The 24,089-nt window shown below is 46.9% G+C and carries 17 protein-coding genes; 5 read left to right on the top strand and 12 right to left on the bottom strand.

Annotated features, from left to right (window positions below; genetic code table 11):
- Positions 1-534: 534 nt before the first annotated feature.
- The 5 genes from MZO41_RS02095 to MZO41_RS02075 form a co-directional block, all read right to left on the bottom strand.
- Positions 535-1,260, bottom strand: coding sequence for a DnaD domain-containing protein (locus tag MZO41_RS02095; RefSeq protein ID WP_003644365.1), 726 nt, complete (start codon positions 1,258-1,260; stop codon positions 535-537).
- A gap of 77 nt (positions 1,261-1,337) precedes the next feature.
- On the bottom strand, positions 1,338-2,633 hold the full coding sequence (gene asnS / locus MZO41_RS02090; RefSeq protein WP_015640374.1) for an asparagine--tRNA ligase: 1,296 nt from the start codon (positions 2,631-2,633) through the stop codon (positions 1,338-1,340).
- A 20-nt stretch (positions 2,634-2,653) separates the two neighbouring features.
- On the bottom strand, positions 2,654-3,853 hold the full coding sequence (locus MZO41_RS02085; RefSeq protein ID WP_016511714.1) for a pyridoxal phosphate-dependent aminotransferase: 1,200 nt from the start codon (positions 3,851-3,853) through the stop codon (positions 2,654-2,656).
- Between the two features lie 22 nt (positions 3,854-3,875).
- Positions 3,876-4,376: a cell wall elongation regulator TseB-like domain-containing protein gene (locus MZO41_RS02080; RefSeq protein WP_003644363.1), complete on the bottom strand. Its 501-nt coding sequence runs from the start codon at positions 4,374-4,376 to the stop codon at positions 3,876-3,878.
- A gap of 65 nt (positions 4,377-4,441) precedes the next feature.
- A complete protein-coding gene (locus MZO41_RS02075) occupies positions 4,442-7,246 on the bottom strand; it encodes a helicase C-terminal domain-containing protein (RefSeq protein ID WP_058906882.1) in 2,805 nt (934 codons plus the stop codon).
- An 844-nt stretch (positions 7,247-8,090) separates the two neighbouring features.
- Between MZO41_RS02075 and mvk the strand changes: the two genes are divergently transcribed.
- The 4 genes from mvk to fni all read left to right on the top strand — a co-directional run bounded on the left by mvk (position 8,091) and on the right by fni (position 12,292).
- Positions 8,091-9,029, top strand: coding sequence for a mevalonate kinase (gene mvk / locus MZO41_RS02070; RefSeq protein WP_003640469.1), 939 nt, complete (start codon positions 8,091-8,093; stop codon positions 9,027-9,029).
- Positions 9,030-9,054: 25 nt separating this feature from the next.
- A complete protein-coding gene (gene mvaD / locus MZO41_RS02065) occupies positions 9,055-10,032 on the top strand; it encodes a diphosphomevalonate decarboxylase (RefSeq protein ID WP_003644361.1) in 978 nt (325 codons plus the stop codon).
- Between the two features lie 50 nt (positions 10,033-10,082).
- Entirely contained in the window at positions 10,083-11,174 is a 1,092-nt protein-coding gene (locus MZO41_RS02060) for a phosphomevalonate kinase (RefSeq protein WP_003644360.1), read from the top strand.
- A 71-nt stretch (positions 11,175-11,245) separates the two neighbouring features.
- Complete coding sequence (gene fni, locus MZO41_RS02055) at positions 11,246-12,292, top strand: type 2 isopentenyl-diphosphate Delta-isomerase (RefSeq protein WP_013355515.1); 1,047 nt, start codon at positions 11,246-11,248, stop codon at positions 12,290-12,292.
- Between the two features lie 156 nt (positions 12,293-12,448).
- On the opposite strand, the gene MZO41_RS02050 is transcribed toward fni, so the two are convergent.
- The 5 genes from MZO41_RS02050 to MZO41_RS02030 form a co-directional block, all read right to left on the bottom strand.
- Positions 12,449-13,462 carry an aldose epimerase family protein gene (locus MZO41_RS02050; protein WP_003640465.1) on the bottom strand — a complete coding sequence of 338 codons (1,014 nt, stop codon included), beginning with the start codon at positions 13,460-13,462 and terminating at the stop codon, positions 12,449-12,451.
- A 24-nt stretch (positions 13,463-13,486) separates the two neighbouring features.
- Complete coding sequence (locus tag MZO41_RS02045) at positions 13,487-15,733, bottom strand: glycoside hydrolase family 65 protein (protein ID WP_003640464.1); 2,247 nt, start codon at positions 15,731-15,733, stop codon at positions 13,487-13,489.
- A gap of 13 nt (positions 15,734-15,746) precedes the next feature.
- A complete protein-coding gene (locus MZO41_RS02040) occupies positions 15,747-17,093 on the bottom strand; it encodes an SLC45 family MFS transporter (protein WP_003644357.1) in 1,347 nt (448 codons plus the stop codon).
- Positions 17,094-17,587: 494 nt separating this feature from the next.
- On the bottom strand, positions 17,588-18,460 hold the full coding sequence (locus MZO41_RS02035; RefSeq protein WP_011101524.1) for a zinc ribbon domain-containing protein: 873 nt from the start codon (positions 18,458-18,460) through the stop codon (positions 17,588-17,590).
- Positions 18,461-18,628: 168 nt separating this feature from the next.
- Positions 18,629-19,996, bottom strand: coding sequence for an RsmB/NOP family class I SAM-dependent RNA methyltransferase (locus tag MZO41_RS02030; protein WP_003640460.1), 1,368 nt, complete (start codon positions 19,994-19,996; stop codon positions 18,629-18,631).
- Between the two features lie 147 nt (positions 19,997-20,143).
- Between MZO41_RS02030 and MZO41_RS02025 the strand changes: the two genes are divergently transcribed.
- The gene (locus tag MZO41_RS02025) at positions 20,144-20,953 is read left to right on the top strand and encodes a Cof-type HAD-IIB family hydrolase (protein WP_003644354.1); all 810 of its coding nucleotides are present in this window, start codon (positions 20,144-20,146) and stop codon (positions 20,951-20,953) included.
- A 179-nt stretch (positions 20,954-21,132) separates the two neighbouring features.
- Here MZO41_RS02025 and MZO41_RS02020 read toward each other — a convergent pair whose 3' ends face one another.
- Together MZO41_RS02020 and MZO41_RS02015 are read right to left on the bottom strand one after the other, a co-directional pair.
- Complete coding sequence (locus tag MZO41_RS02020; RefSeq protein ID WP_003640458.1) at positions 21,133-22,632, bottom strand: APC family permease; 1,500 nt, start codon at positions 22,630-22,632, stop codon at positions 21,133-21,135.
- 16 nt (positions 22,633-22,648) lie between these two features.
- Positions 22,649-23,998 (bottom strand): aspartate aminotransferase family protein, encoded by a 1,350-nt coding sequence (locus tag MZO41_RS02015; RefSeq protein ID WP_003640457.1) that lies wholly within the window; start codon positions 23,996-23,998, stop codon positions 22,649-22,651.
- Positions 23,999-24,089: the final 91 nt, after the last annotated feature.

The following is a 24,089-nucleotide window of genomic DNA, read 5'->3' as shown; positions in this document are numbered from 1 at the left end:
CCCTCACAGGCCACCGCACTTCAAGTACCGCCACTGAAAATTCTTGGCGAGACTCTAACCGCATAACGGGCGTAACCGTCAACGCTTAACCCCGTCAGCTCAGCGTTGAAACTTGCATTATAAGACCATCTTCAACGTTGCGAAATGGCTACCTCGCACCAACCGGCAGTTCTCTAAGGCATTCCAACAACGGCTACTCATCTTAGACGTATTTATTAATATATTTACTTGGTTGTTTACAGTATTGCGCTATTTTAATGAGAAGTCAACATTTAATTATAACCATTTTCTAATTTATAGTGGTGCCCACTGATTTTGGTCCAATGATGTGCATCCCACCGGCTTACCAGGACAGGAAATCCTGGTGGTCCTGTTTTAACCTCAGTACGCTGCGCCAATGACGTGGGCAAACGCCATTGATATGAAACAACGACTAACCCATCCCGAAAAAAAGTGGTAGCGACGCCTCGCACAGGCAATCGCCACCACTTTATTTAAAATCAGTTTTCCCCGATAAGCTTTTCAGCACAGTGTTTAAGACTGGTCTTCACCTAATTTGAATAACGGAATCTTCGGACCAGCATTTGCGCCCGTCTGACGTTGTGGTTGCGGAGCGGAATTCAAGCGTTGCTCAATACTGCGTTGGCGCTCTGCTTCCACCTGGGCAGCCGTTTTTAAGTTACGCTTCTGCCAGTTCAACAGAATTCGGTCCATATACGTCAAGTTATAGACTTGACGCAGAACTGCTTCCCGCAATGCCAATTCGATAACTTCCGGTTCATAATGGTCTTCGTCGAACCACTTACTAATACTTTCCATTTCGATCGGTGATAAGTCACGGCCAAATTCCGTCTGAATTGCCCGAAAAACCTTTTGCCGACTGTTTTCACTCGTGGCTTGTTCCGAAGCTTGAGTGCTAACTGGCTGCTTTTTGAGCGCAACTGCTAACTTATCATACAGGCCGTCAAAATTATAACGGTCATGAATTTTTTGGTCATCAGCCGTGATCGATTCAATCGTCAGCAATTTTTTGGCTAACATTTCATGTAGCCGCTGAAAAACGGCATTTGTCGATTCACCTAAACTCTTGGCAATTACCGCAGCATCTGGGAATTGATTACCCTGATCAATTAACCGTTTGAACTGCAAATAAACCAATAATTCATCGTTTGTGACCCCAATTTCACGATAGTGGGCCAATAATGCGTTCGCAATGGTCGTTTGACCATCATTCACTAACGCGGCAGCTAAGGACTCCATCTCGTTATCATCCTTTCACTATTAAGAGCGTGAGACTAGGTCCCACGCTCTTAATAAAACTAACCTTCAATTAAAGTTTACGGGTAAATCCGGTTCAACAACCGTGGGAACGGAATTGTCTCCCGCACGTGATCTTCGGCCGTAATCCAAGTCAAGAATCGCTCGAGTCCCAAACCAAAACCAGCATGAGGAACACTACCATACTTACGTAAATCTAAGTACCAAGCATAGTCGTCTGGATTTAAGCCGGCTTGTTTGATCTGGTCAAGTAAGTAATTGTAATCAGTTGCTCGTTCTGACCCGCCAATAATCTCACCATAGCCTTCTGGGGCTAATAAATCCGCACAAATCACCACGTCGTCCCGGGTTGGATGCGGCTTCATATAAAATGGCTTGATGGCTTTCGGGTAATTCAAAACGAAGACGGGTTGATCGAAGTGATCAGCCAAGAAGGTTTCTTCTGGTGAACCAAAATCAACACCCCAATCCACGTCAAAGTCATTTTCTTTTAACAATTCAATGGCTTCATCGTAACTGATTCGTGGATAAGGTAACTTGGTGTACTTCTTCAACGTTTCAACATCACGACCTAAAATGTCGAGTGCGTATTGACAATGATCAATCACACCTTGAACGAGAAAGGCAATATAACGTTCTTGAACTTCCAAACTTTGTTCTTGATGCATGAAAGCCATTTCTGGTTCAATCATCCAGAACTCAATTAAATGCCGCCGAGTCTTGGACTTTTCAGCCCGGAATGTTGGGCCAAAAGTAAAGACCTTTCCGTAGGCCAAAGCTCCGGCTTCGGCGTATAACTGACCACTCTGTGATAAGTAGGCATCCCGATCAAAATATTCAGTATGGAACAATTCAGTTGTCCCTTCAGGTGCACTCCCAGTCAAAATTGGTGAGTCCATCTTAATGAAACCTTCTTGATTAAAAAATTCATACGTTCCGCGAATGACTTCATTACGAATGTTCATGATTGCCCATGGCCGCTTAGAACGTAACCATAGATGCCGGTGATCTAGTAAGAAGTCCACCCCATGTTCCTTAGGCGTAATTGGGTATTCTTCACTTTCACCAACGACTACAATGTCTTCAACTTCGATTTCATAACCGAACTTTGAACGACTGTCTTCATGAATCACACCCGTAATCCACATGCTGGCTTCTTGCTTAACTTCCTTAGCGAGTTCAAAAACTTCTTCGCTAACTTGGCTCTTAACAACGACACCTTGGAAAAAGGCGGAGCCATCACGTAATTGTAGGAAGGCAATCTTACCACTTGAACGTTTATTAGTGAGCCAAGCCCCAATCTTTACTTTTTCGTCGACATGGTCCTTAGCATCGATAATGTTGATCTGTTGCACCATTTACTTACATCCTCCAATTACTTTGCTTGTTCAGCAATTTTTTCCGTCATAAATTTTTGTAACCGTCGATGGGCCTCTCGCAAGGAATCGATATCAGTTGCATAGCTTAACCGTAAACAACCGGGCATGCCAAACGCCTCTCCAGGCACTAAACCGACATGGGCTTCTAATAACACTGCCGTCACAAAGGCCGGTGCATCTGCATAGCCTGTTAAACGCAATGCTTCCGTAATATCTGGGAACAAGTAAAAGGCTCCCGCTGGTTTGCCAGCAGGCATCTTAAACCCAGGTAAACGCTCGATCAGTGGGTATAGTTCGTTTAACCGCGCTTCAAAGCCCTGACGCATCGTTTCAACAGATGATTGGTCACCACTAAAAGCTTCAATCGCAGCATATTGTGATACGGCGGCTGGGTTGCTAGCAGCGTGACCTAACACGACCCCCATCTTAGCCATGATGGTTTGTGGCCCGGCAGCATATCCGATACGCCAACCAGTCATGGAATAGGCTTTTGAAACCCCATTGATCAAAACCACGTGATCCATATTAGCATCATCTAATTCTAACACGGATGTAAATTCATTACCGTTATATAATAACTTTTCATAAATTTCATCCGCAATTACCAAAACGTCGTGTTCAACGGCCCAATTCACGATCGCCGTCAATTCTGCACGGCTGAAAACCAGACCGGATGGATTCTGTGGCGAATTCAAGACTAAGGCCTTCGTCTTAGGCGTCCGCTGCGCTTCCAAATCAGCAGTGGTAAACCGCAACTGTTCATCGGTGCTAACTTCGACTGGCACACCACCAGCTAATTTAACTTGCTCCGAATAGCTGACCCAGTATGGGACTGGTAATAACACTTCATCGTCGGGATTCAGAATAACTTGGAATAACGTAAACAACGCCATTTTTGCGCCATCCGTTACGACAATCTGATTAGGATCAAAATGGTAGTGATGGTCAGCTTCAATTCGCTGACTGATGGCTTGTTTTAAAGCTGGTAATCCAGTTGCCGGTGTGTAGAAACTCGCTTGACCATTTTGAATACTATCAATGGCTGCTTGCTTAATGTTATCCGGGGTCTGAAAATCTGGTTCACCGATTCCTAAATTGATAACGTCAACGCCGTCCGCCATCATTTGCTTGGCAGTCGCACTGATCTTCAATGTCGCTGACGGTTGAACCTGCATTACTTTACGCGATAATTCCATGTACATCCGCACTCCTTTAACCTTAAATGTTAATAATTGATTTCAGCTGGTTTCCATTAGAATACTGCAAAATTTCATAACATAAATTCTTTTTCTGGTTCAAGTACGTAATTTCCCACACGACCGTCCCATCATACTTTCCAAGCGTCGCTTTGATAACCTTGCTAGGATTGCGTTTGGACCAGACCTTTTTCAAGGCTTTCGTACGTGAAATCCCAGCGGACTGTTTGATAACGGTCGTTTTATGATGTTTATTCGCGTTAATTAACGCGTATACCGGAACATTTTTACTCGACGTTCCCGTAACGACGTAATAACTACTGGTGCCATTGTACTGTGAAAAGGCCGTCGTGGTCTTTAGCTTGCCCTTGCTGACGGCCAGACTATACGCCGTCTTCTGGGCTTGGTGCATTGGCCGTTGTGCGGCCCATAACGTACCATAGACCGCCACGATAATAGCTAAAATGACGACCAGGATAATCATAATGAGTCGCTCAGGGCGCCTTCTACGTTGAACTCGCATATGCTCTTCCTTTCAAAAACAGATAAATTAATTATAGCAAATTTAACTGATTGCGGAATGGTTTCTTACTTAGTTTTGAAAAAACTTTGAAGTTCCTGCGTAATCATCGTCAATGAACCGGTTGCGGGCGGCAACGTTTTCGGTAAAGCTTTAAGAATCGTCTGCCCGTATCGTTTCGTCATCAAACGATCATCGAGGATCACCGCTGCCCCTCGGTCTTCATCCGTCCGAATCAACCGGCCGATTCCCTGACGTAACTTCAATGCCGCTTTCGGTAACGCTTCGTTATAAAACGGATTGAGTTGTGCTTGCCTTAGTTGTTGATAACGGGCCTTGGTTGTCGTCTGGTCGGGCGATTCAAACGGTAATTGCGTGACGATCAACAATTCCAACTGTTCCTGTGGCAAGTCGATCCCCTCCCAGAAACTACCGGCACCCAGGAGAATGGCATCGTCCCCCTGCATAAAGCGCCGAAGCAGCTTTTCACGACTACCATTGACGCCTTGAGCCAAAATTTCGCGATCACCAGGTAGATCCGTTTGATGCAAACTGTAAAAGACTGCTTCAATCATATTCAGTGAATTAAACAAGACCAACGTTTGCTTAGGCGCTGCCATCACGATGTCGTGAATCGCATGCGTCAAGTATGCCACGCGCTGCTTGCCACTGGGTGCTTCCGCTGCAGTAGCATCCGTAGCGACGAATAGCCGTGCCTGGTGTTCTAAATCAAACGGTGTTGATAATCGGTGATGCTTAGCCGTTGCTTGGTCAATATCCAATTGCGAATAAACATACTGAGATTTCCCAGTGGCAAATAGCGTGGCACCAGTTAATAGTGGCGCACTGAAGTAAGGATATAGTTGCGTCTTAAAATACCCTTGCGTATCGATCAAGCTACCCGCGAGCGTGAGGCTGCCGCGATCATGCCATTGATTAAGGCTCACCCAGAAGACCCGTTGTTCCCGTGAAGCTGGCACTAACCACGTTTGTAATAACTCATAGCCCTGACGGAGATGTTGAAGACGATTGTCAAAGTCGTCGAGGACGTATTGTTCACTAGGCAAGATTTGCGATTGATCATGTTGATACTGCTCATTTAATTGTTGAAACTGTAAAAAACAGTTTTCGATGGCCGTTTGTAATTGTTTGATCAGCGGATTGTGGGCCGCAAAGAAATCAGTCAACTGATCCGTGGTGATTCCTAATTCAGCAGGCTGATTGCCGCCCTTTTGTGCTGGTACAAACGTTCTGGCTAGCGCCGCCTGCAGTTGTTGCAGGTGTAGGTCAGTATCATTCAATGAATTATCTAATAATTTCAGACGATAATCGGCCTGTGGTTGTTCCGCGAACAGTGCCCGTAAATTTAGACTATGTTCCGTGTCAATGCGACTGATCAAGCTGTGGCAGGTCGCCATGTAGCCATTGAAATCAAACGTCTGCCGTGAGTCACGAACGACGCCATCTGCCAGATGCTGGGCCTCATCAAGAACCAGCAGTGGCCGCTCTTGACGGCTACCCAGTTGGGCCACGTGGCGCATCAGGTAGGCATGATTGGTAATGATAAAAGTCGCTTGCGCGGTCAATTGATCCCGAAAGCGTAAGAAATCTTCTTTAAAAAACGGGTCATCAGCTTTCAACGAGGCCACGCCATGATGGGCGATTTCGCTAAAGTATGGCGCTTGATACGTGCTCAAGTGCAATTCATCCAGATCACCAGTCGTTGTCATCGTCAACCACACTAGCACGCGCAACTTCAATAATTGCGTTTGCTTCGAATGTTCATGCAACGCCAAGCCACGGGCAAACCGGTTTAAATCAACGTAATGCTGATTACCCTTAATCACAACCGCCGTCACAGGATTAGGCAACAACTGATTCAACAACGCCACGCCCTGATCACGTAACTGCGTCTGTAAGACCGTCGTCGCCGTGCTAACGACCACCTGTTGACCATCCTGTGCCAAGTAGGCAAGTGGCAGCAAATACCCGAGTGTTTTACCCGTTCCGGTCGGTGCTTCAATCAACAATGGTACTTGTTCAGCAGACTGTTTTGAGTAGTGCCGATAAATCTGGTTCATCATCCGGGCCTGTTGTGGCCGATAAGTCAAGCGATCACCAAAGATATGCTGCTTTTGTGCTTTTGTCAACGGATAGCGTGCCGCTTTACGACCCGCGGCTTGCTGTGGCAATCGCTGTTTACGCAGAGCGAGCCCGTTTTTGATCACTAAGTCAGTTGGTAACTGCTGTGGATGTTGTTTGCCCTGTTGAAAGGCGTATGCAAACAAGTCAGCCGTTTCACGTGGTAACTCCGGTGCTAATTGCACCATTTGTTGTAACGTGATCAATGGTAAGTGTGCGAGCCGCTGTTGTAACGTGATAAACAAGTGGGCCGTAGCAATTGCATCACTATCCGCAGAATGCGGATGATTATGGTCAATCGCAAGCAAGTGACTCAAGTCCCGCAACCGAAAACTCGAAGCAGTCGGTAACAGAATTTGGCTAAGAGACACAGTGTCAACGGCCTGAATTGGTAGTTCTGGATAACCGACACGCTGCAATTCTGAATTGATAAATGGCAGGTCAAAGTTCACGTTGTGGGCGACAAAAACAGTCCCTTGTAATAAGCTGTATACCGTACCAGCCAGATCATCAAAGGGTGGTGCTTTGCGCACCCGTGCATTGCTGATCCCCGTTAAATTCTCGATAACGGCCGGAACCGTTGTTAACGGATTAACGTCCGTGGCAAATGTATTAATTATTTTATTATTCTTAACAAACGCGCAACCGATTTGAATAATCCGGTCGCCGTCCTTCACACTAGTTCCAGTAGTTTCAATATCAACTACCGCATAAGTTGTGTTTGGTTTCATGGTCATTTCCCCAAGTTATGGATTGTAAAGATGTTCATTAGATTGGTTACCGCTTGAATCCGTCATCAACACTAACGCTGATGTTCGACCAACTAATCGATCTTTATGGCATATCACGTGCGATGTGTTTGTAATCAGACTGAAGGCTGGTCCAAGTAGCGCTACACTTGGTCTCGACCACTAACTTTAACGGTTCGTCGGTCAGCCCAACTTAGCTGAGTTCAACCTACTAAACTGTGCCAGTGACACAAGTCGTCCTGATGACGCAAGCCGCTTGGCTCATCCTCCACACCGATCGTCACACATACGTCACGTCGATCATTGTAAATTATAGCATATTCGGCGTAGGGAACTCAGCCCGACCAACTCTTAAGCCAAATTCGTCAGTCTGAGGACAACGGGCAGAGACTGGTCAAGAGTATGATTGAGCAACGATAAAGTTCATGAAAGTGTCTCGGCGTACATCTGCCATAACACAGTCAGCTGAGTACGCGCGCTTGAATAGCCGGCACTGCTACCCAAAATTTACTTTCCTAATTAGTGAATTCTGGGCCACGTAGTCCGTCACAAGCAGCTCAACTTCTTTTTCATCATTATCGGACTGATTTCTAATCATTTACTAATTTTAACATAGTAATCGATCTTCGTCTGCCGTTGATAACCAGTCTGTCCATACGCCCCTCACGTGAATGATTTAATTTAATTAAATTGTTACTTTCCAAACCAGTTTAACTTACATTTCAACTGAATTCAGCGCGTTCGCCGGGGTTAGCATGGCAAAAGAAGTGCTAATAAGGTATTATGAAGCTATTATTAATCTACTTACAGAAAGGCAGCGACACGATTGAAAGATCTAGCTACCGGTACTAGTCATGCCAAAATTATTTTAATTGGCGAGCATGGTGTGGTTTACGGACAACCCGCCATTGCCTTACCGATTTCGACCATCCAAATGCAGGCCATTATTCACCGCCGTGATGCAGCGCAGACGGTCAAAAGCCGTTACTTCAACGGCGACTTTAAGATGATGTCTGCCAACTTAGGCGGTATTCAGACGCTCATTAGAACCTTGCTTGCACGTTTTGATGCCCCCGAGCAGGGCTTCGATATTCACATCACGAGCGATATTCCCTCTGAACGCGGAATGGGGTCCTCAGCCGCAGCGGCCGTGGCCGTAACGCGGGCTTTTTATGATTTCTTCGACCGACCACTCTCCCACCAAGAATTATTGGCCACTGCCAATGTGGCGGAAAGTTACACGCATGGTCAACCCAGCGGCCTAGACGTTGCGACGGCCAGTGCCAAAAGTCCCGTCTGGTTTGTCAAGGGTCGTGAGAACTTTCCGATTCCGGTAAAGCTTCCCGGCTATTTAGTCATCGCGGACACGGGTATTAAAAGTCAGACCAAAGTTGCAGTGGCGACCGTTCGCAACTTACTAATGGTTGAGGGCGCGACGATTCAAGCACGCATTGATGACTTGGGCCGATTGACTCGTCAGACCCGAACCGCGCTTGAAGATGGTGACATGGGGGCCCTGGCAACAGCCCTGAATGGTGCGCAAGATGACTTACGTTCCATGGGTGTCAGTCATCCTGCCCTTGAACAACTACTCGCAGTGGCTCGCCAAAATGGTGCACTCGCTGCCAAATTAACCGGTAGTGGTCAGGGCGGTTGCTTGATCGCGCTCGCTCCGGAAGCCAGCATCGCCAACCAATTATCACAAAAATTGGCCGCAGCCGGTGCGACTGCGACTTGGGTCGAACCACTTTTGTGCGATGACTAATTTTAATTTTGGAGGAAAAGACATAGTGAAAACCGTTACGGCAAAGGCCCATACTAACATTGCGTTAGTTAAATATTGGGGAAAAAAAGATGCGGCGCTGATGCTACCACAAAATGGGAGTATTTCGCTGACCCTTGATCACTTCTATACCCAGACCAGTGTGACCTTCGATGAGCATCTCGATACTGACCAAATTTACTTTAACCATCAACACTTACCCACGGGCAAATCAGCACGAATCAGCCAGTTCCTCGACCTTATTCGCCAGCGCAGTGGTCAAACCAACTATGCAACGGTCAAAACTGAAAATCATGTGCCGACCTCAGCTGGCTTAGCCTCTTCCGCCTCCGGATTCGCGGCCTTAGCAGGGGCTGCTAGTCGTGCGGCTGGCTTACAACTAGATGCGGCTGATCTATCACGACTAGCACGCCGTGGCTCAGGTTCTGCGACCCGCTCAATTTTTGGCGGTTTTGTCGAATGGCATGCCGGCCATGATGATCAGAGTTCTTACGCGGAAGTCTTACAAGACCCGGTCGATTGGGACATTCAAATGATCGCCGTTGTTTTGAAGGCCACCAAAAAGCCAATCAGCTCAACGGACGGCATGGCACGGGTCGTCGCGACATCCCCCTACTATCCAGCTTGGATCACCACGGCTGAGACGGACTTGAAGCGAATGCGCCAAGCCATTGCCGATCGTGATCTCACTACTGTTGGCCAAATTGCTGAAACGAACGCAATGCGAATGCACGCGCTTAATTTGAGCGCTGAACCCGCCTTTAACTACTTCACCGCGGATACACTGACGGCTATTCAAGCAGTCAACGACTTGCGTTCACACGGGATAAACTGTTATTATACTTTGGACGCTGGCCCAAACGTCAAAATCATTTGTGCGGGTCAAGATACCGACACCATTATGACCGGGTTACAACAACATTTTGACGCTGATCAATTAATCGTCGCTAAACCAGGTCCAGGTATCACGATAACGGAAAAATAATTCAGTTTAATTTAAAATGATCAGCGATGGTCATGAAAGGATATGATGGCATGATAACGGTGAAAGCCCCTGGAAAACTCTACATTGCCGGTGAATACGCCGTAGTGGAAAGTGGTTATCCAGCAATTATTGTTGCACTAGATCAATTTGTAACGGCAACGATTTCACCTAGCGAAACGATTGGGAGCATCGTTTCTGAGCAGTATCAAGAAAACTCAATCGTCTGGCGACGTCAGGGAGACGCGATGGTTTTTGATAATCGTGACAATCCCTTCCATTATATTTTAGCAGCGATCAATCTCACTGAAAGTTATGCCCATGAATTAGGGCGTGAACTTGGTGTTTATCATCTCGGTATCAATAGCGAACTCGATAGTGCTGATGGTAAAAAATACGGTCTCGGCTCTTCAGCAGCAGTGACCGTGGCAACCGTCAAAGCACTATGTCAGTTTTACCATTTACCGATGGATAAAAATAAACTGTTCAAATTAGCCGCGATTGCCCATCTATCCGTGCAAGGCAATGGTTCGCTTGGTGACATTGCTGCCAGCGTCTATGGTGGCTGGATCGCCTACCATTCATTCGATCGGCAATGGTTACACCTACAACAAGCTCAGTCAAGCTTAAGTGATTTGTTGACAATGCCGTGGCCCGACCTAAAAATCGAGTTACTGACCCCTCCAGCAGCCTTACGTTTGATGATTGGTTGGACGGGTTCACCGGCCTCCACATCACACTTAGTCGATAAAGTGGCTTTAGTCAAGGCGAAGCAACGCAGCGAATACCAGACCTTTCTAAAAGCCAGCAAAGCTTGTCTAAAACGTATGATCACTGGTTTTCATCACAGTGACTTGCACGTGATTCAAACCGAGTTGCGAACGAATCGTCAACTACTTCAGAAATTGGGCGATTTCAGTCACGTGACGATTGAAACACCCCTGCTGCAGCGTATGATTCAACTCGCCGAAAGTGCTGGCGCGGCCGCAAAGACTTCGGGCGCTGGTGGTGGTGACTGTGGGATCGTTTTGATTGATCAAACCATCGACCCACGACCATTATTAACTGCGTGGGCTCACGATGGTATCGAACAACTTAACTTAAACGTGCATACGGTTCAGGATACCGTTTTACCAAATTCTTAAGCAGTTTATTGACGAGCCTGGCAGCCTTGCCGGACTCGTTTTCAGATTCTAAATTAATTGGAGGTGGCACCGTGCCACAAAGTCAACAATCTCATCGGAAAGATGAACATGTTTCGTTAGCTGAAAAGTATTTTCATGGCGAACAAGCCAATGCCTTTGACCAGGTCCGGATTCGCCACGACGCGTTGCCGGAAACTGCCGTGGCCGACGTCGATTTAGCCACCACCGTTGGCCAGTGGCATTGGGACAGCCCCCTCTACATTGAAGCGATGACTGGGGGCTCACAGCGAACGGGCGAAATCAACGCTCGTTTAGGCCGCATCGCTGCAGCTTGTGGCTTACCGATTGCGACCGGCTCTCAAAGTGTCGCCATCAAACATCCCCAAGTAGCCCCCACTTTTGCCACGATGCGTGACCACAATCCGAACGGGCTGATCTTTGGCAATCTTGGTGCCGGCCACCCGTTATCTGCGGCCCAAACAGCGATTGCAATGCTCCAGGCCGATGCGCTCGAGCTCCATCTCAATGTCGTTCAAGAAATCGTCATGCCAGAAGGCGATCGTGACTTTCATTGGCTAACTAACATTTCGGACTTAGTCCAAGCCTTAACGGTACCAGTGATCGTCAAAGAAGTGGGCTTTGGTATTTCCCGCCCCACGATGCAACAGCTCTACGCTGCCGGCGTACGCTACCTAGATTTAGGCGGTCACGGTGGGACTAACTTTGTCGACATTGAGAATCGCCGACGTGCTAACCGCGATATGGCCTACCTTCACGACTTTGGCCTCACCACGGTTGAGTCCTTGCTAGGCGTTCAGAACCGACCGGATGATCTCACGGTCTTAGCTGCTGGTGGCGTTCGACAGCCACTCGACATCTTAAAAGCGTTGATGTTAGGCGCTGACGCGGTCGGCATGGCTGGCACCGTGCTACACGCTTTACTCCATCATACGGACGACGAAGTCATTGCGATGCTGACGGATTGGCAGTCGCAATTAAAACGCCTATTTGCACTCGTCGGCGTAACGCGTGTTGATCAATTCAAAAGTAGCCGTATTCAGGACAAGATTCTGTTATCACCTGAACTTGTTAACTACAAGCAATCGATTAAAGATTAAAACAAAGCGTGTCATCACAAACTACGGAATGTCATTCTATACTTGTGATGACGCGTTTTTGTTATAACCAAGTACACCAAAAAAGCAGTGTGCCCCTATGGCAAGCACTGCTTTTTGATCGTGGTAAAGAAAATAATTTCCATCATCTATTGATTGCTATTTTGACACGTATTGGTAGCGGTTCACGTACGTCCGTGGCTGACCAGCCCGTAGAACAACATCGCCAAAGCCATGATGATTAATAGCATCCGGCAAGGTTTGCAATTCCACGGCCAGCGCATGGTAGTCCCCTAAACGATACGACTGCGTTCGTTCGGGATTAGCGGTAAAGACAACTAAACCATTGCGATCCGTGTTGATGAGCAGTCGCCCGTGAGTCGTTGCCAACACGCCAGCGGGTTCATCCTGGTGGTCAAGCACATAGCAATCATCGTATTCCGTCCTGCCAGTTTCTTGGATCAATCGATCGAGCTGCGATTGAATCGTTGGCTGCTCACGAAAGTCATACGCTGGTGACAGGACGTAGAAGACGCCGGTCGGAACCTTCTCGTGATTCGTATGAACTAGCTTGGTCGAGTTGATACGTAATTGCTGGGGATTAATCAGTGCGGCCTGACCATCAAGATTAAAGTAAACGTGACAGGTCGGATTGAATAACGTATCAGCAGTGGTCACCCCGTGATAGCTGATTTGAACCTCATCATCGGCCGTTAACGTATAGCTTACAGTTACCGTCAAGTCGCCTGGAAAACCATCGTCAGCGCTCGCTAGCGTTGTCGTCAATGTGACAGTGTCGCCATCAGGATCAAAACGAGCTCGAAAATTATGCGTTTGTAAGCCATGATTGCCACCGTGTAGCAAATGCCGGCCGTTATTTGGTTGTAAGTGATACGTCTGCCCATTCAAGGAAAACGTCGCGTTACCGATTCGGCCAGCAACTCGACCCACTGTTTTGCCGACTTGATAAGGCGTCTCGATATAATCCGCCAAGTTATCAAAGTGAAGCACTAATGAGTGTGGCTGGCGGTCGACCTGCACTTCGAAGTCATACCACGTTGCCGCATAACTCAACACTTTTAGTTTGCTATGATGGATATTTTCAATCGTGTATAAATAGACTGACTCGCCTTGATACACACCAAATGGTACTGCAGAAATCGTACGCCTCATTCCCTTCGATCAGTGCGGATTGAACTAGTTCTGTGTCAATGTTTGCGTGGTACCATCCACTTGAACATCAATCGGTTCCCCAGCAATCAACTTCAAAGTCGTCCCATCGTGATCAACCGTGACTTCAATAATCCGATCACGGAAGACCTGACGGAAAGAATACTTCGTCCATTGTTTTGGTAAGAACGGCCGGTAACTCAGTTGTCCATCATGAACACGCATGCCAGCAAATCCTTGGACCATCGCAATCCAACCACCAGTCATTGAGGTGATGTGAAGACCGTCGACCGTATCATTATTGTAATTGTCAAGATCAAGCCGTGCCGTCCGGTTATAGAAAGCCACAGCCTTGTCTTCATAGTGTAAGTCAGCAGCTAACACGGCATGGATGGCTGGTGACAAGCTTGATTCGTGAACCGTCATCGGTTCGTAGAAATCAAAATTGTGTTTCAATTGTGTCTTTGAGAAATCATCAATAAAGTCATACATCACTTGTAACACATCACCTTGCTTGATATAAGGTGACCGTAAGATGTGGTCCCATGACCAATGCTGATTAATTGGTAACTGGTCAGCTGGAATTGCGGAAACGGGCGCTAAATCCTTATCCAGATAACCATCATGTTGAACAAAGATATCCAGATCCTTGTCATATGGTAAATACATCCGATCAACGATATCTTGCCAGTGGGCACGTTCTTCAGCAGTCACGTTTAAGGCCGCTGCTTGGTCGTCACTAACCTGATCTAAAATTTCAAGCGTGTACTTCAACGTCCATTGCGCCAAATAATTGGTATTAAAGTTATTATCAACGTTGTTTTCATATTCATCTGGGCCAGTGACCCCATGAATCATGTACTGCTGATTACGTTTGCTGAAGTGCACCCGGTCTGCCCAGAAACGAGAAATCTCCGTCAACACTTTACTGCCTTCATGTAAGACGTATGATGTATCACCGGTATAACGCGTGTAGTTATAAATAGCAAAGGCAATGTCGCCGTTACGATGGATTTCCTCGAAAGTGATTTCCCACTCGTTGTGGCATTCAATCCCATTGAAGGTCACCATTGGGAACAATGCCCCATCAAGCCCTTGTTGACGAGCATTATGATAGGCACCATCCAACTGCTTATAACGATACATCAGTAAGTTGCGGGTAACTTCTGGTTTGGTAATCCCCAGGTAAACTGGAACGGCAAATGCTTCCGTATCCCAATAAGTCGCACCACCATACTTTTCACCAGTAAAGCCCTTTGGTCCAATATTCAACCGTGGATCATCACCATAATAAGTACTAAAGAGTTCAAACAAATTGAAACGCATGCCTTGTTGGGCCTCGGTATCGCCTTCAATTTGAATATCTGATTGTTGCCACCGATCGGCCCAGCCCGCTTCATGGGCCGCCAATAAATCATCGAAAGATTGGGCGCTGACCGTATCTGTCAGACGTTGAAGTGCAGTCATAATGGCATCATCAGTCGGATAATCCCGCGACGTAACCACGACGACCCGCTTTTCAAAACTAACGCTGGCCCCAGCTTCTAACGTACCGAAGTAGCGATCAACCGTGGCTGTATCAGTCACTTCGGCCGCTTTATGGGTTAAACTCGTTACATAACTAACTTGCATCCCAGAGGTAAACTGTGGGGTCCCAAAATCATTTGGTACCGTCTGAGCAATTAACCGATCATCCGTAACTTCGTGGACGTTCCAGAAATGTTCATCGTAGTTCGCATCTTCGTTCTTAACGTCAGCATCCAGTGCGGAAGCAACTTTTAATTCCACCGCTTGATCGCTCAAGTTTTCAAACGTCACCTTCTGAACAGAAAGTTCTTTTTGCGCAACACTCAAGAAACGCTCAAAGGTCACGCGAACCCGTTGACCATCTTGATCAACGATAAATGATCGTGTCAAAGTCCCGTGTTGCATATCCAAATCAAGTTTAAAATCGCTGAAGTTGGCAGTTGCCAAGTCGATCTTAGTCCCATTGAGTTTGAAATTGATTTTGATGAAATTGACGGCGTTGATAACCTTGCCAAAGTATTCTGGATAGCCATTCTTCCACCAGCCAACCCGGGTCTTGTCTGGATACCAGACACCGCCAAGATAAATACCGGGAAGCGTATCCCCAGTATAATCTTCTTCAAAGAAGCCGCGCATGCCCATGTAACCATTTCCTAGACTAGTCATTGATTCTTGCAGCCGTTTGTTTTCTGGTTTGAAATCAGTCGTCAAGACATGCCATGGATTAACATCAAAAATTCGTTTCATAAGTTAATTCCTCCTAGTTTTTGTACGTTTCTTTGATCAAACCAACTGTGCCCGCACCTACTGCAAGGACGATCCCAGCAAAGATGAACATGTTGGCTTGTGAATTGCCAAATAATGGATATAATGCAAAGCTCAATAAGGACGCAACAATTTGTGGCAGGCAGATTGAGCCGTTAAAGAGACCCAAGTAAGTCCCCATGTGTTCGCCAGATAAGGCGTTGGTTACCATCGTCAATGGATACGTATTCATTGCGGCCCAGGCCATCCCAACCAGAATAAATGAGACGACAAGTGCTGATTGACTGTGAATGAAGAAAATTGAGAAGAAGCCAATTGCACCAAGTAATAAACTCAAAGCATAACCAAGTTTATGCCGATTATTCGGAACCTTGGCTAAAACATATGACCAAACAACCGCGGCAACGGACTGAACAGCAGATAAGATCCCGTACCAGTTACCAGCGGCTTGGTAGCCTGCAGAACTGGCATTAGTGGTGTGCCAAACGTTGGCAGCCATTGCACCGGTTGAGTATGTCCATAAGTATTGAAATGCCATCCAGCAGAAGAATTGAACTAAGGCTACTAACCAGAAAACCTTTGGTGCTTTCTTCAAGAGTGCCAACCAGTTACCACCAGATTTATTAGCGCTTTCATCAATGCCGTGATACTTCGCGTAAGTTACGGGATCATATTCCCGCACCCGGGCAATCGTGATAATCGTTGAAACCACTAAGATTGCTGCTCCAATATAAAATGACCAGATCACTGAATTGGGAATAACACCTTTACTAGCCGTATTGGCGACCCCGAACAAGGTCAACAGGAATGGGAAGATTGCCGCAATGACGGCACCAGTATTCAACAAGAAGCTTTGAATCCCATAGGCGTAACTCTTTTGGTCATCGTTGACCATATCCCCGACCATCATCTTGAATGGTTGCATTGCGACGTTAGACGATAAATCAAGAAATGCCACGGTAATCGCACCAAAAACTAAGGCCGCCATGGAAGCGTAACCAAATCCAAACGAGCCAGAATTGGGTAGTAGTAACATCACGATTGCCGCAACGACTGTTCCCAGAATCAAGTAAGGTAACCGTCGCCCGCCTAAACGTGGAGCCCATGTTCGGTCGGATAAACTCCCAATGATCGGTTGAACGATCAAACCAGCAAGGGGTGGCAAGATGAAAAACCAGCCAAGGTTATTTGGATCCGCGCCTAAAGTTTGGAAGATCCGGCTCATCTGTGAGCTCTGAAGTGTAAATGCCATTTGAACACCGAGAAAACCTAGACTCATCATCCAAATCTTATTGGATGACAGTTTCGGTAATCCGGCCGTTGTTTTAGATGTTTCTTTCACAATAAAGCCTCCCAAAAATAATATCAATCGCTTGAGTACAAGTTAGATTATAAAACCGCTTTCAAAATTATGCAAGCGTTTGCGTGAAATTGCATGAAGGCGTTTTACTTATTGACATCCGTTCCTATTTGGCATGAAATCGGCTAACATCAAGGGCTCAGATAGTATTAGCGGATACATTGATTCATATAAAGTTCACATATAATTCATAAAAAAGTCATTATATTGCATGCTGTTGCATAAACAAATAGATGCAGTCGCTGAAACGTTGCGTGCCGTTGCACTAATAAACCGCTTCAGCCGACGGATATCATTTTGTAAATAAATAATAATTTTCAATAATCGATTGTAAATCAGTATCGCTTTCCATTACCCGACACTAATTATTCAGTTTTAAAGCGCCAATACGCCATTTTCTGGTCGAATATTGGCGCAAAAAAATCGTGTGTTCAGGCCGACTTAGCATAAACACACGATTTCGAATAATTCAGTTATTAATCCGCATTGGCAATCTTTGCAAAGCCATCTTGTAAATCCGTATTTTGTGAACTAGTGAAGTTAAACGTTGTGGCAGTGGCACTGTCTTGCGAGACCAGAACGTCTGGCGAACCATTATGGAAAACATACAGATACGTAATCACGCCACTAGACGCGTTCGGATCAGTGGCCGCGGCAACGACCTGGTACTTCGCATCGGTATCAGCAGCCGTCGTCCACTTGAGCTTGACTGTGTCACCATTGACCGTAATCTTATCTTGGTACTGATTGTTTTTGATGTCTGAAGGTAAATTCAACTCACCAATAGTTACCGACTGACCATCATAAGTCCCCTCGTACGATTGGTTCATGGTATCTTGCCATGACGACATAAACGAGGCTAACTCGCTCGACTTGGTTGTCGACCACAATGCCGTCTGAGTTGCCGTACTAGCAGATGCCTTGGACGATGATGACGACTCGGCTTTTTCCGATGTAGCAGTGCGCGACGAAGATTTGGCCGTCGTTGTTGCCGTCGAATTACTCTGACGCTGATGTTCCAGCCAGTAATAGCCACCACCAAGTGCCACGGCTAATACCACGATCAAAATAACCCAAGACAGTTTTGACGTTGAACGTGGTTGCGCATTTTGACGCGCATGTTGCGCTGAACGGGTGCCAGGTTCAGGTGCAGTCGGTGCAGCCGAAATCGATGTACTGGCGCTCGGTGCTTCTGAAGCAGCCGTTGACGACGTGGATTGAGCAGCAGAACTTACAGCTGACGCCGGTGTTGGTTGCGCTGAACTGGCTGGGATAATCAGCCGCGCACCACAATTTTCACAAAATAACGCGTCAATATCATTCTTTTTCCCACAATTTGGGCAATACATAAACTCTTCCTCCAATATTACGATTGATTGGGTCCATTTGACCATCAACTTGCGTAGATCGTTCCCCCGATTTTACCACGGATCGAATGATTCATGACGGCCGCTGCTCATCACCTGTTCAGCGTCAATCGCACGCGGACGTTATGACTTAGTCAATATCATGTCAGGTTAGAGCGTCGCGTTTTCAGAGGTCGCCAAGAACCGTAAGCCCTTAGGAAAGAAATTTTTAACCGTCTTGGCGACGATTTTTCCAAACCCAACTGGCAACCCATCACAAGTTAAGACCCGAAAACCAGCTACAGGCGCACTTGTCAATTCAAATGTCTCACCATGGACATACAATGCCCACTGTTCACGCGTTATTTCAGTTTTGGGTAAGGACAAATCATCACTCGCTAAGGCTAACGCGTAACTTGGTTCAAACCGTTTCTTCTTAAACGTTCCCAATAAAATCCCGGGGCGAAAGACCTTGAGCTTTCGCGTAACGGGCATCATCGCTGGCACGCCGTATAACTGATCACCATGTGCCTGTAACACGAGCTGTGGTAAACCGGCCATTGCTTGTTTTTTTAAAAAGTCCGTCCATAGCTGCCGTTGCGTGGCGTTTAACTGTTCGCGAACCACTTTTTTGTCCTTGCCCACCGTCGTGCCATGATAGACCAATTTGGCAATAAAGTGACCCTCACCGCGCATCAAGTGCGGAAATAACCGGGCCGCTTTAGCCAGTTCAGGATTGCCATCCGCCCATTCCGGCTTTGCATCGACCATCCCAGCCGTCTTGGCCAGTGGCTCCAGCTCAAACTCAGGATAAGTTTTTAACAGCCAGGCCATCATCTGTTCGTCCTCTTCCGGTGCAAAGGTACAGGTCGAATAAATCAAATGTCCACCCGGACGCAACATCTTGACCGCTTCCGTCAAAATCTCCCGTTGGCGTTCAGCACACGCCGCTGGATAGTCGGGCGTCCAATACTGAACTGCGTCATGATCCTTACGAAACATCCCTTCACCCGAACACGGCGCATCCACCAAGATCCGGTCAAAAAAGCCTGGCAATTCCTTGGCAAGGGCGGCGGGTGTATCGTTGGTAATCACTGTATTGCGGGCGCCGTAGCGTTCCACATTATCGCCAAGGGCGGTCACCCGTTGCCGATTGATCTCATTTGTCACGAGTAGACCGGTCTGATGCAAGTAGCTTAACAGATGCGTCGTTTTGCCACCCGGTGCCGCACATAAGTCTAACACTCGTTCACCAGGTTCTGGTTTTGCAAACTCGCCAACGGTCATGGCACTTGGTTCTTGACTGTAGACGGCACCAGCCAAGTGTTCCAGCGCATTGCCGTTCACCTTGCCATAATACCCAATTGGGCTATACGGAACGGGTGCTGTCATCTTGGCGCGCATCGTGGCCGTCACAGTCTTGTTCGGATTAATCCGAAACCCTTTTTCAACAGGGCCATCGAAAGCTGCCAAAAAAGCGGGCGCTTGATCGCCTAGTAGTCGTTGATATTTTTGAATAAATTCTGCTGGTAATTGCACCCAAATTTCCTCCTCAATTAAAAAGCATCCTCAATTAGATTACCACATTTTGCCCCGACTGTAAGGTAGCAAAGATTCGCAATTAGGTGAGATTTATGCTAAATTAAATTAATTAACTGCCGGAAATATGGGAGATGTTTGTTGAATATGGAAAGAAAACTAATTGCGTTAGACTTAGACGGAACCACTTTGAATGCTGAATCCAAACTCAATTCAGCGACGATCCAAACGATGCAACGACTACAAGCAGCGGGTCACATTGTTAGCATTATTACTGGTCGCTCATATCAGGGTTCACAAGCGATCTATGACCAGCTGCGTCTCAAAAGCCCAATGATCAACTTTAACGGTTCTCTGGGCCATTTACCTCACCAAACATGGGCCTCAGAATATCAGTTCACGATCAACAAAGCGATTGTCTTAGCACTCGTTAAATATCGCGAACAATTGGGGATCAATGAAATTATTGCAGAAAATAAAAACAGTACCATGACAGCGGGTCAAGATTTGATTGCTGGTCAATTCTTCCCAGAGATTGCTGACAGCCCCCGACTTACACCAGATACGTTGACTCGTAATCCGAATTCCCTCGTCTTGCTAGTCCAGCTTGATCGGCGGGCTGCCATCATTGACTGGATCACTGAACGCTTTGGCGATCAAGTTGACGTTGGTGTTTGGGGCGGCCCGAATGCCATCCTCGAGATTACCTCCAAAGGCGTCCACAAAGCCAAGGGTGTCGCCTACTTAGCGGATTACTTTCAAATTTCACGGCGCAATATCATCGCCTTTGGTGACGAACATAACGACCTCGAGATGTTAGCATACGCGGGTCTCGGTGTGGCAATGGCCAATGGTACTGACAAGATCAAAGCAACGGCTGACGATGTAACGGCCTATAATAATGATCAAAACGGTGTTGCTCGTTACTTGAACGATTATTTTGCAATTGCGGAATAAGTTCGGATGCAAGTAGTCGTCAGTTGTATCTTAAGTTGCTGACTGCGCATCACTATTAATTTTCGGACTTTACACTAGCTCGTAATCACCACTCAAAAATGGCACTTCCAGATAAAATTCAATTCTGGAAGTGCCATTTTAGTTGTTGTTCAACTATCAAGGGCTTGCGTTAGCTAAGTTCAGTCACGCTCTTCAACGGTCGAATCAGCCACCTTCGAAGCTGATTTAGCCGCAGTATCAGTCTTAGACAGACGTTTTTCAGCCAAATATGAGTGACGCATACCATAGCTAAAGTAGATCACTAAGCCGACGATGAACCACACGCCCGCGTATAATTTTGCCTGGATATCTAAGCCCATAAAAACGAACAGTGCGCCTAGAAAGGCAATAGCTGGTAAAACTGGATAGAACGGCATCTTAAAGGCTGGTACCGCAATATCAACACCTTCACGACGCCGCAAAGCATAGATTCCCAGCGAGACAAACATGAAGGCAATCAGGGTTCCCGCTGAAATCAATTGGGCCAGAAAAGCAAACGGGCAAAACGCCCCAATGATAATAGCAACGATTGTTAACACAAGTAGCGCGTTATTAGGTTGATTATGATGTAACTTGCCAAGCCACTTAGGTAACATACCATCACGCCCAAAGGAATAAATTAGCCGTGACCCTGCTAAAGTCATCCCAATCAGCGCAGTAAACATTCCCAGCACGGCAATGGCCTGAATAACACTGGCAACAATCGGATGGCCAGCTTGTCGTAATGCCCAGCCGACTGGTTCGGCGTTATTAGCATATGATGAATATTTGAACATACCGACTAAGACCAAAGCAACAGCCACAAAGAGCACCACCGCAATGACGAGTGAACCAAGAATTCCTCGTGGCATTGTTTTGCCAGGATTCTTAGCTTCTGCTGAATTAGCGGCAATCGAATCAAACCCAATATAAGCTAAGAAAATCATCGATACCCCGGCATAAATTCCTTGCCAGCCCCCAAAAGCACTACCATCAGCGTTTAAATGGTACTTGGGGATAAACGGGACGTAGTTTTGCACGTGGATCGCCGTCGCACCCACGACGATAAACGTGAGTACGGCTAACACTTTCAACACCACTAACACGTTTTCGACCCGGGAGGCCTTACTGATTCCACGTGAGAGCAGTAACGAGACCAGCGCAATCACCAAGACGGCAATCAGGTCGACCACGCCACCATCAGTCCCAAACGTATTTGACAAAGCCTTCGGTAGAGTTAGTCCTAATGGTGACAAGAGCCCCCGCAGATTGGCGGACAGTCCTGAACCGACGAATGCCAACGCAATAAAGTACTCCGCAAGCAACGCCCAACCAGCGATCCAACCAAAGAATTCACCGAACATTACGTTGATCCACGAATAAGCGGAACCGGCAAACGGCATCGCCGCCGCCATTTCAGCATAAGCAAATGCAACCAGGCCGGCAACGATGGCTGCGACGATGAATGAGAAGACTACCGCAGGGCCCGCATGGTTCGCAGCCACCACTCCGGGTAATGTAAAAATTGACGTTGAAACAATCGTCCCCACCCCTAAAGCCAAGAAGTCCTTGACCGTCAATACTCGAGCTAGGTGAGAATCTTTGTCTTCATATATGCTTGGATCTTCCTTTAAAGTTAACCGTTTTAATAACCGTTGCATCAAAATCCTCCTTATTTTACCAACCAATCTTGCCTCGGGGCCGTTTAACCAGACCCTGTTCAGCAGCAGCCATTGCCTCATCTAATACGGTTAACGCAGTATCTAATTGCGTCTTCGTGATGACTAGTGGTGGTTGGAACCGCAAAATATTTCCTTTGAGCGTTATCATGACGACACCCCGTTCAAAAGCGGCATAAATGACGTCACTGGCAAAATCAGGATCAGGTTGCTGACTCTGCCGGTCTGTCACCAATTCAATGCCCCCGTTCAGCCCGTACATCCGTACCTGCCCAATTTTAGGATGGCGTTGTTGAAGCGCTAAAAACTGTTCCTTGGCATAGCGGCCATAATTGGCGGAACGGGCAACCAACTGTTCATCTGCTAGAACGTCGATTGTCGCCAGCGCCGCCGCACAACAAACCGGATTGGCCGCCGTCGTAAAGGTGTGCGCCGGCGCTGCTAGACTCTCCATCACTTCACGGCGACCGATCACTGCACTAAGTGGTAATCCCGAAGCCAGTGATTTGCCAACGGACATTAAGTCCGGTCGGATTCCCGGGAAGTTTTGAATGCTCCACATCTTCCCGGTTCGTCCCATCCCTTGATTGACCTCGTCGACGGCAAATAAGATACCGTGCTGGTGACAAAAGTCATAGACTAATTGGACATACTCTGCTGGTGCCTTGCGGATACCGCCATCACCTTGAATCGGTTCAATAATGACGCACGCGGTTTCCTCCGCTGGTAAGTATGAGTCAAATGGTGCCTTGAACGCTTCAAAATAGCGTAATGCAAGTTCATGTTCCGTCTCATGCGGCAACGTACGATAACAATCAGGATACGGGACGTGCACGATCCCAGGTAGCAACGGTCCCATCTTACGGACCATATTCAGGCTAACTCCTGAGAGTGACATTGAGCCATACGTTGAACCATGATAGGCATCCGTATAGGCGACTATGTATTGTCGGTTAGTATAGGCCCGTGCAAATTTAATAATGGCATCATTGGCATCCGAACCAGAGTTACCAAAAACCACCTCATTATCAGTGCCGGGAGCTGATTTTGCCAGTCGCTCAGCCAATCGTTGTTCCGGTTGATGATGAAAATATGCTGGCGTGTAATGAATCAACTTGGCTGCCTGTTCCTGAATGGCCTTAACAACGCGAGGGTGCGTATGGCCCACGTTAATGGCCGAAGCACTGGCTAACAAATCGATGTATTGGTTGCCATCAACATCGGTAAGCAGGGCCCCGTGAGCATGGTCAATAACTAAATCATAGTAATTGATTCGTGCCGCCGTCGCCATATAATGGTCTTCACGTTCAATAAGTTGCTGATCCAAACGATGGTTTTGACTAATCATTCGCAAGCCTCCATTAATTTAATAAGACTTATTTTAATCATATTTTAATTTCTATGCAAGTCCTTGCGCCCATATTTTTGTTTACAACTAC

Origin of the sequence: Lactiplantibacillus sp. C232 (assembly GCF_023806725.1) — a bacterium.
GTDB classification, from domain to species: Bacteria; Bacillota; Bacilli; order Lactobacillales; family Lactobacillaceae; genus Lactiplantibacillus; species Lactiplantibacillus plantarum.
The sequence above is the reverse complement of the archived record's forward strand: the minus strand, read 5'-3'. Positions and strand labels throughout refer to the sequence as shown.

What these genes read in the sequence shown, in the direction of transcription:
- MZO41_RS02095 (WP_003644365.1), bottom strand. Translation starts at nt 1,260, where the DNA reads ATGGAGTCCTTAGCTGCCGCGTTAGTGAATGATGGTCAAACGACCATT.
- MZO41_RS02085 (WP_016511714.1), bottom strand. Translation starts at nt 3,853, where the DNA reads ATGGAATTATCGCGTAAAGTAATGCAGGTTCAACCGTCAGCGACATTG.
- MZO41_RS02080 (WP_003644363.1), bottom strand. Translation starts at nt 4,376, where the DNA reads ATGCGAGTTCAACGTAGAAGGCGCCCTGAGCGACTCATTATGATTATC.
- MZO41_RS02075 (WP_058906882.1), bottom strand. Translation starts at nt 7,246, where the DNA reads ATGAAACCAAACACAACTTATGCGGTAGTTGATATTGAAACTACTGGA.
- MZO41_RS02060 (WP_003644360.1), top strand. Translation starts at nt 10,083, where the DNA reads ATGATAACGGTGAAAGCCCCTGGAAAACTCTACATTGCCGGTGAATAC.
- MZO41_RS02050 (WP_003640465.1), bottom strand. Translation starts at nt 13,462, where the DNA reads ATGAGGCGTACGATTTCTGCAGTACCATTTGGTGTGTATCAAGGCGAG.
- MZO41_RS02045 (WP_003640464.1), bottom strand. Translation starts at nt 15,733, where the DNA reads ATGAAACGAATTTTTGATGTTAATCCATGGCATGTCTTGACGACTGAT.
- MZO41_RS02035 (WP_011101524.1), bottom strand. Translation starts at nt 18,460, where the DNA reads ATGTATTGCCCAAATTGTGGGAAAAAGAATGATATTGACGCGTTATTT.
- MZO41_RS02025 (WP_003644354.1), top strand. Translation starts at nt 20,144, where the DNA reads ATGGAAAGAAAACTAATTGCGTTAGACTTAGACGGAACCACTTTGAAT.
- MZO41_RS02020 (WP_003640458.1), bottom strand. Translation starts at nt 22,632, where the DNA reads ATGCAACGGTTATTAAAACGGTTAACTTTAAAGGAAGATCCAAGCATA.
- MZO41_RS02015 (WP_003640457.1), bottom strand. Translation starts at nt 23,998, where the DNA reads ATGATTAGTCAAAACCATCGTTTGGATCAGCAACTTATTGAACGTGAA.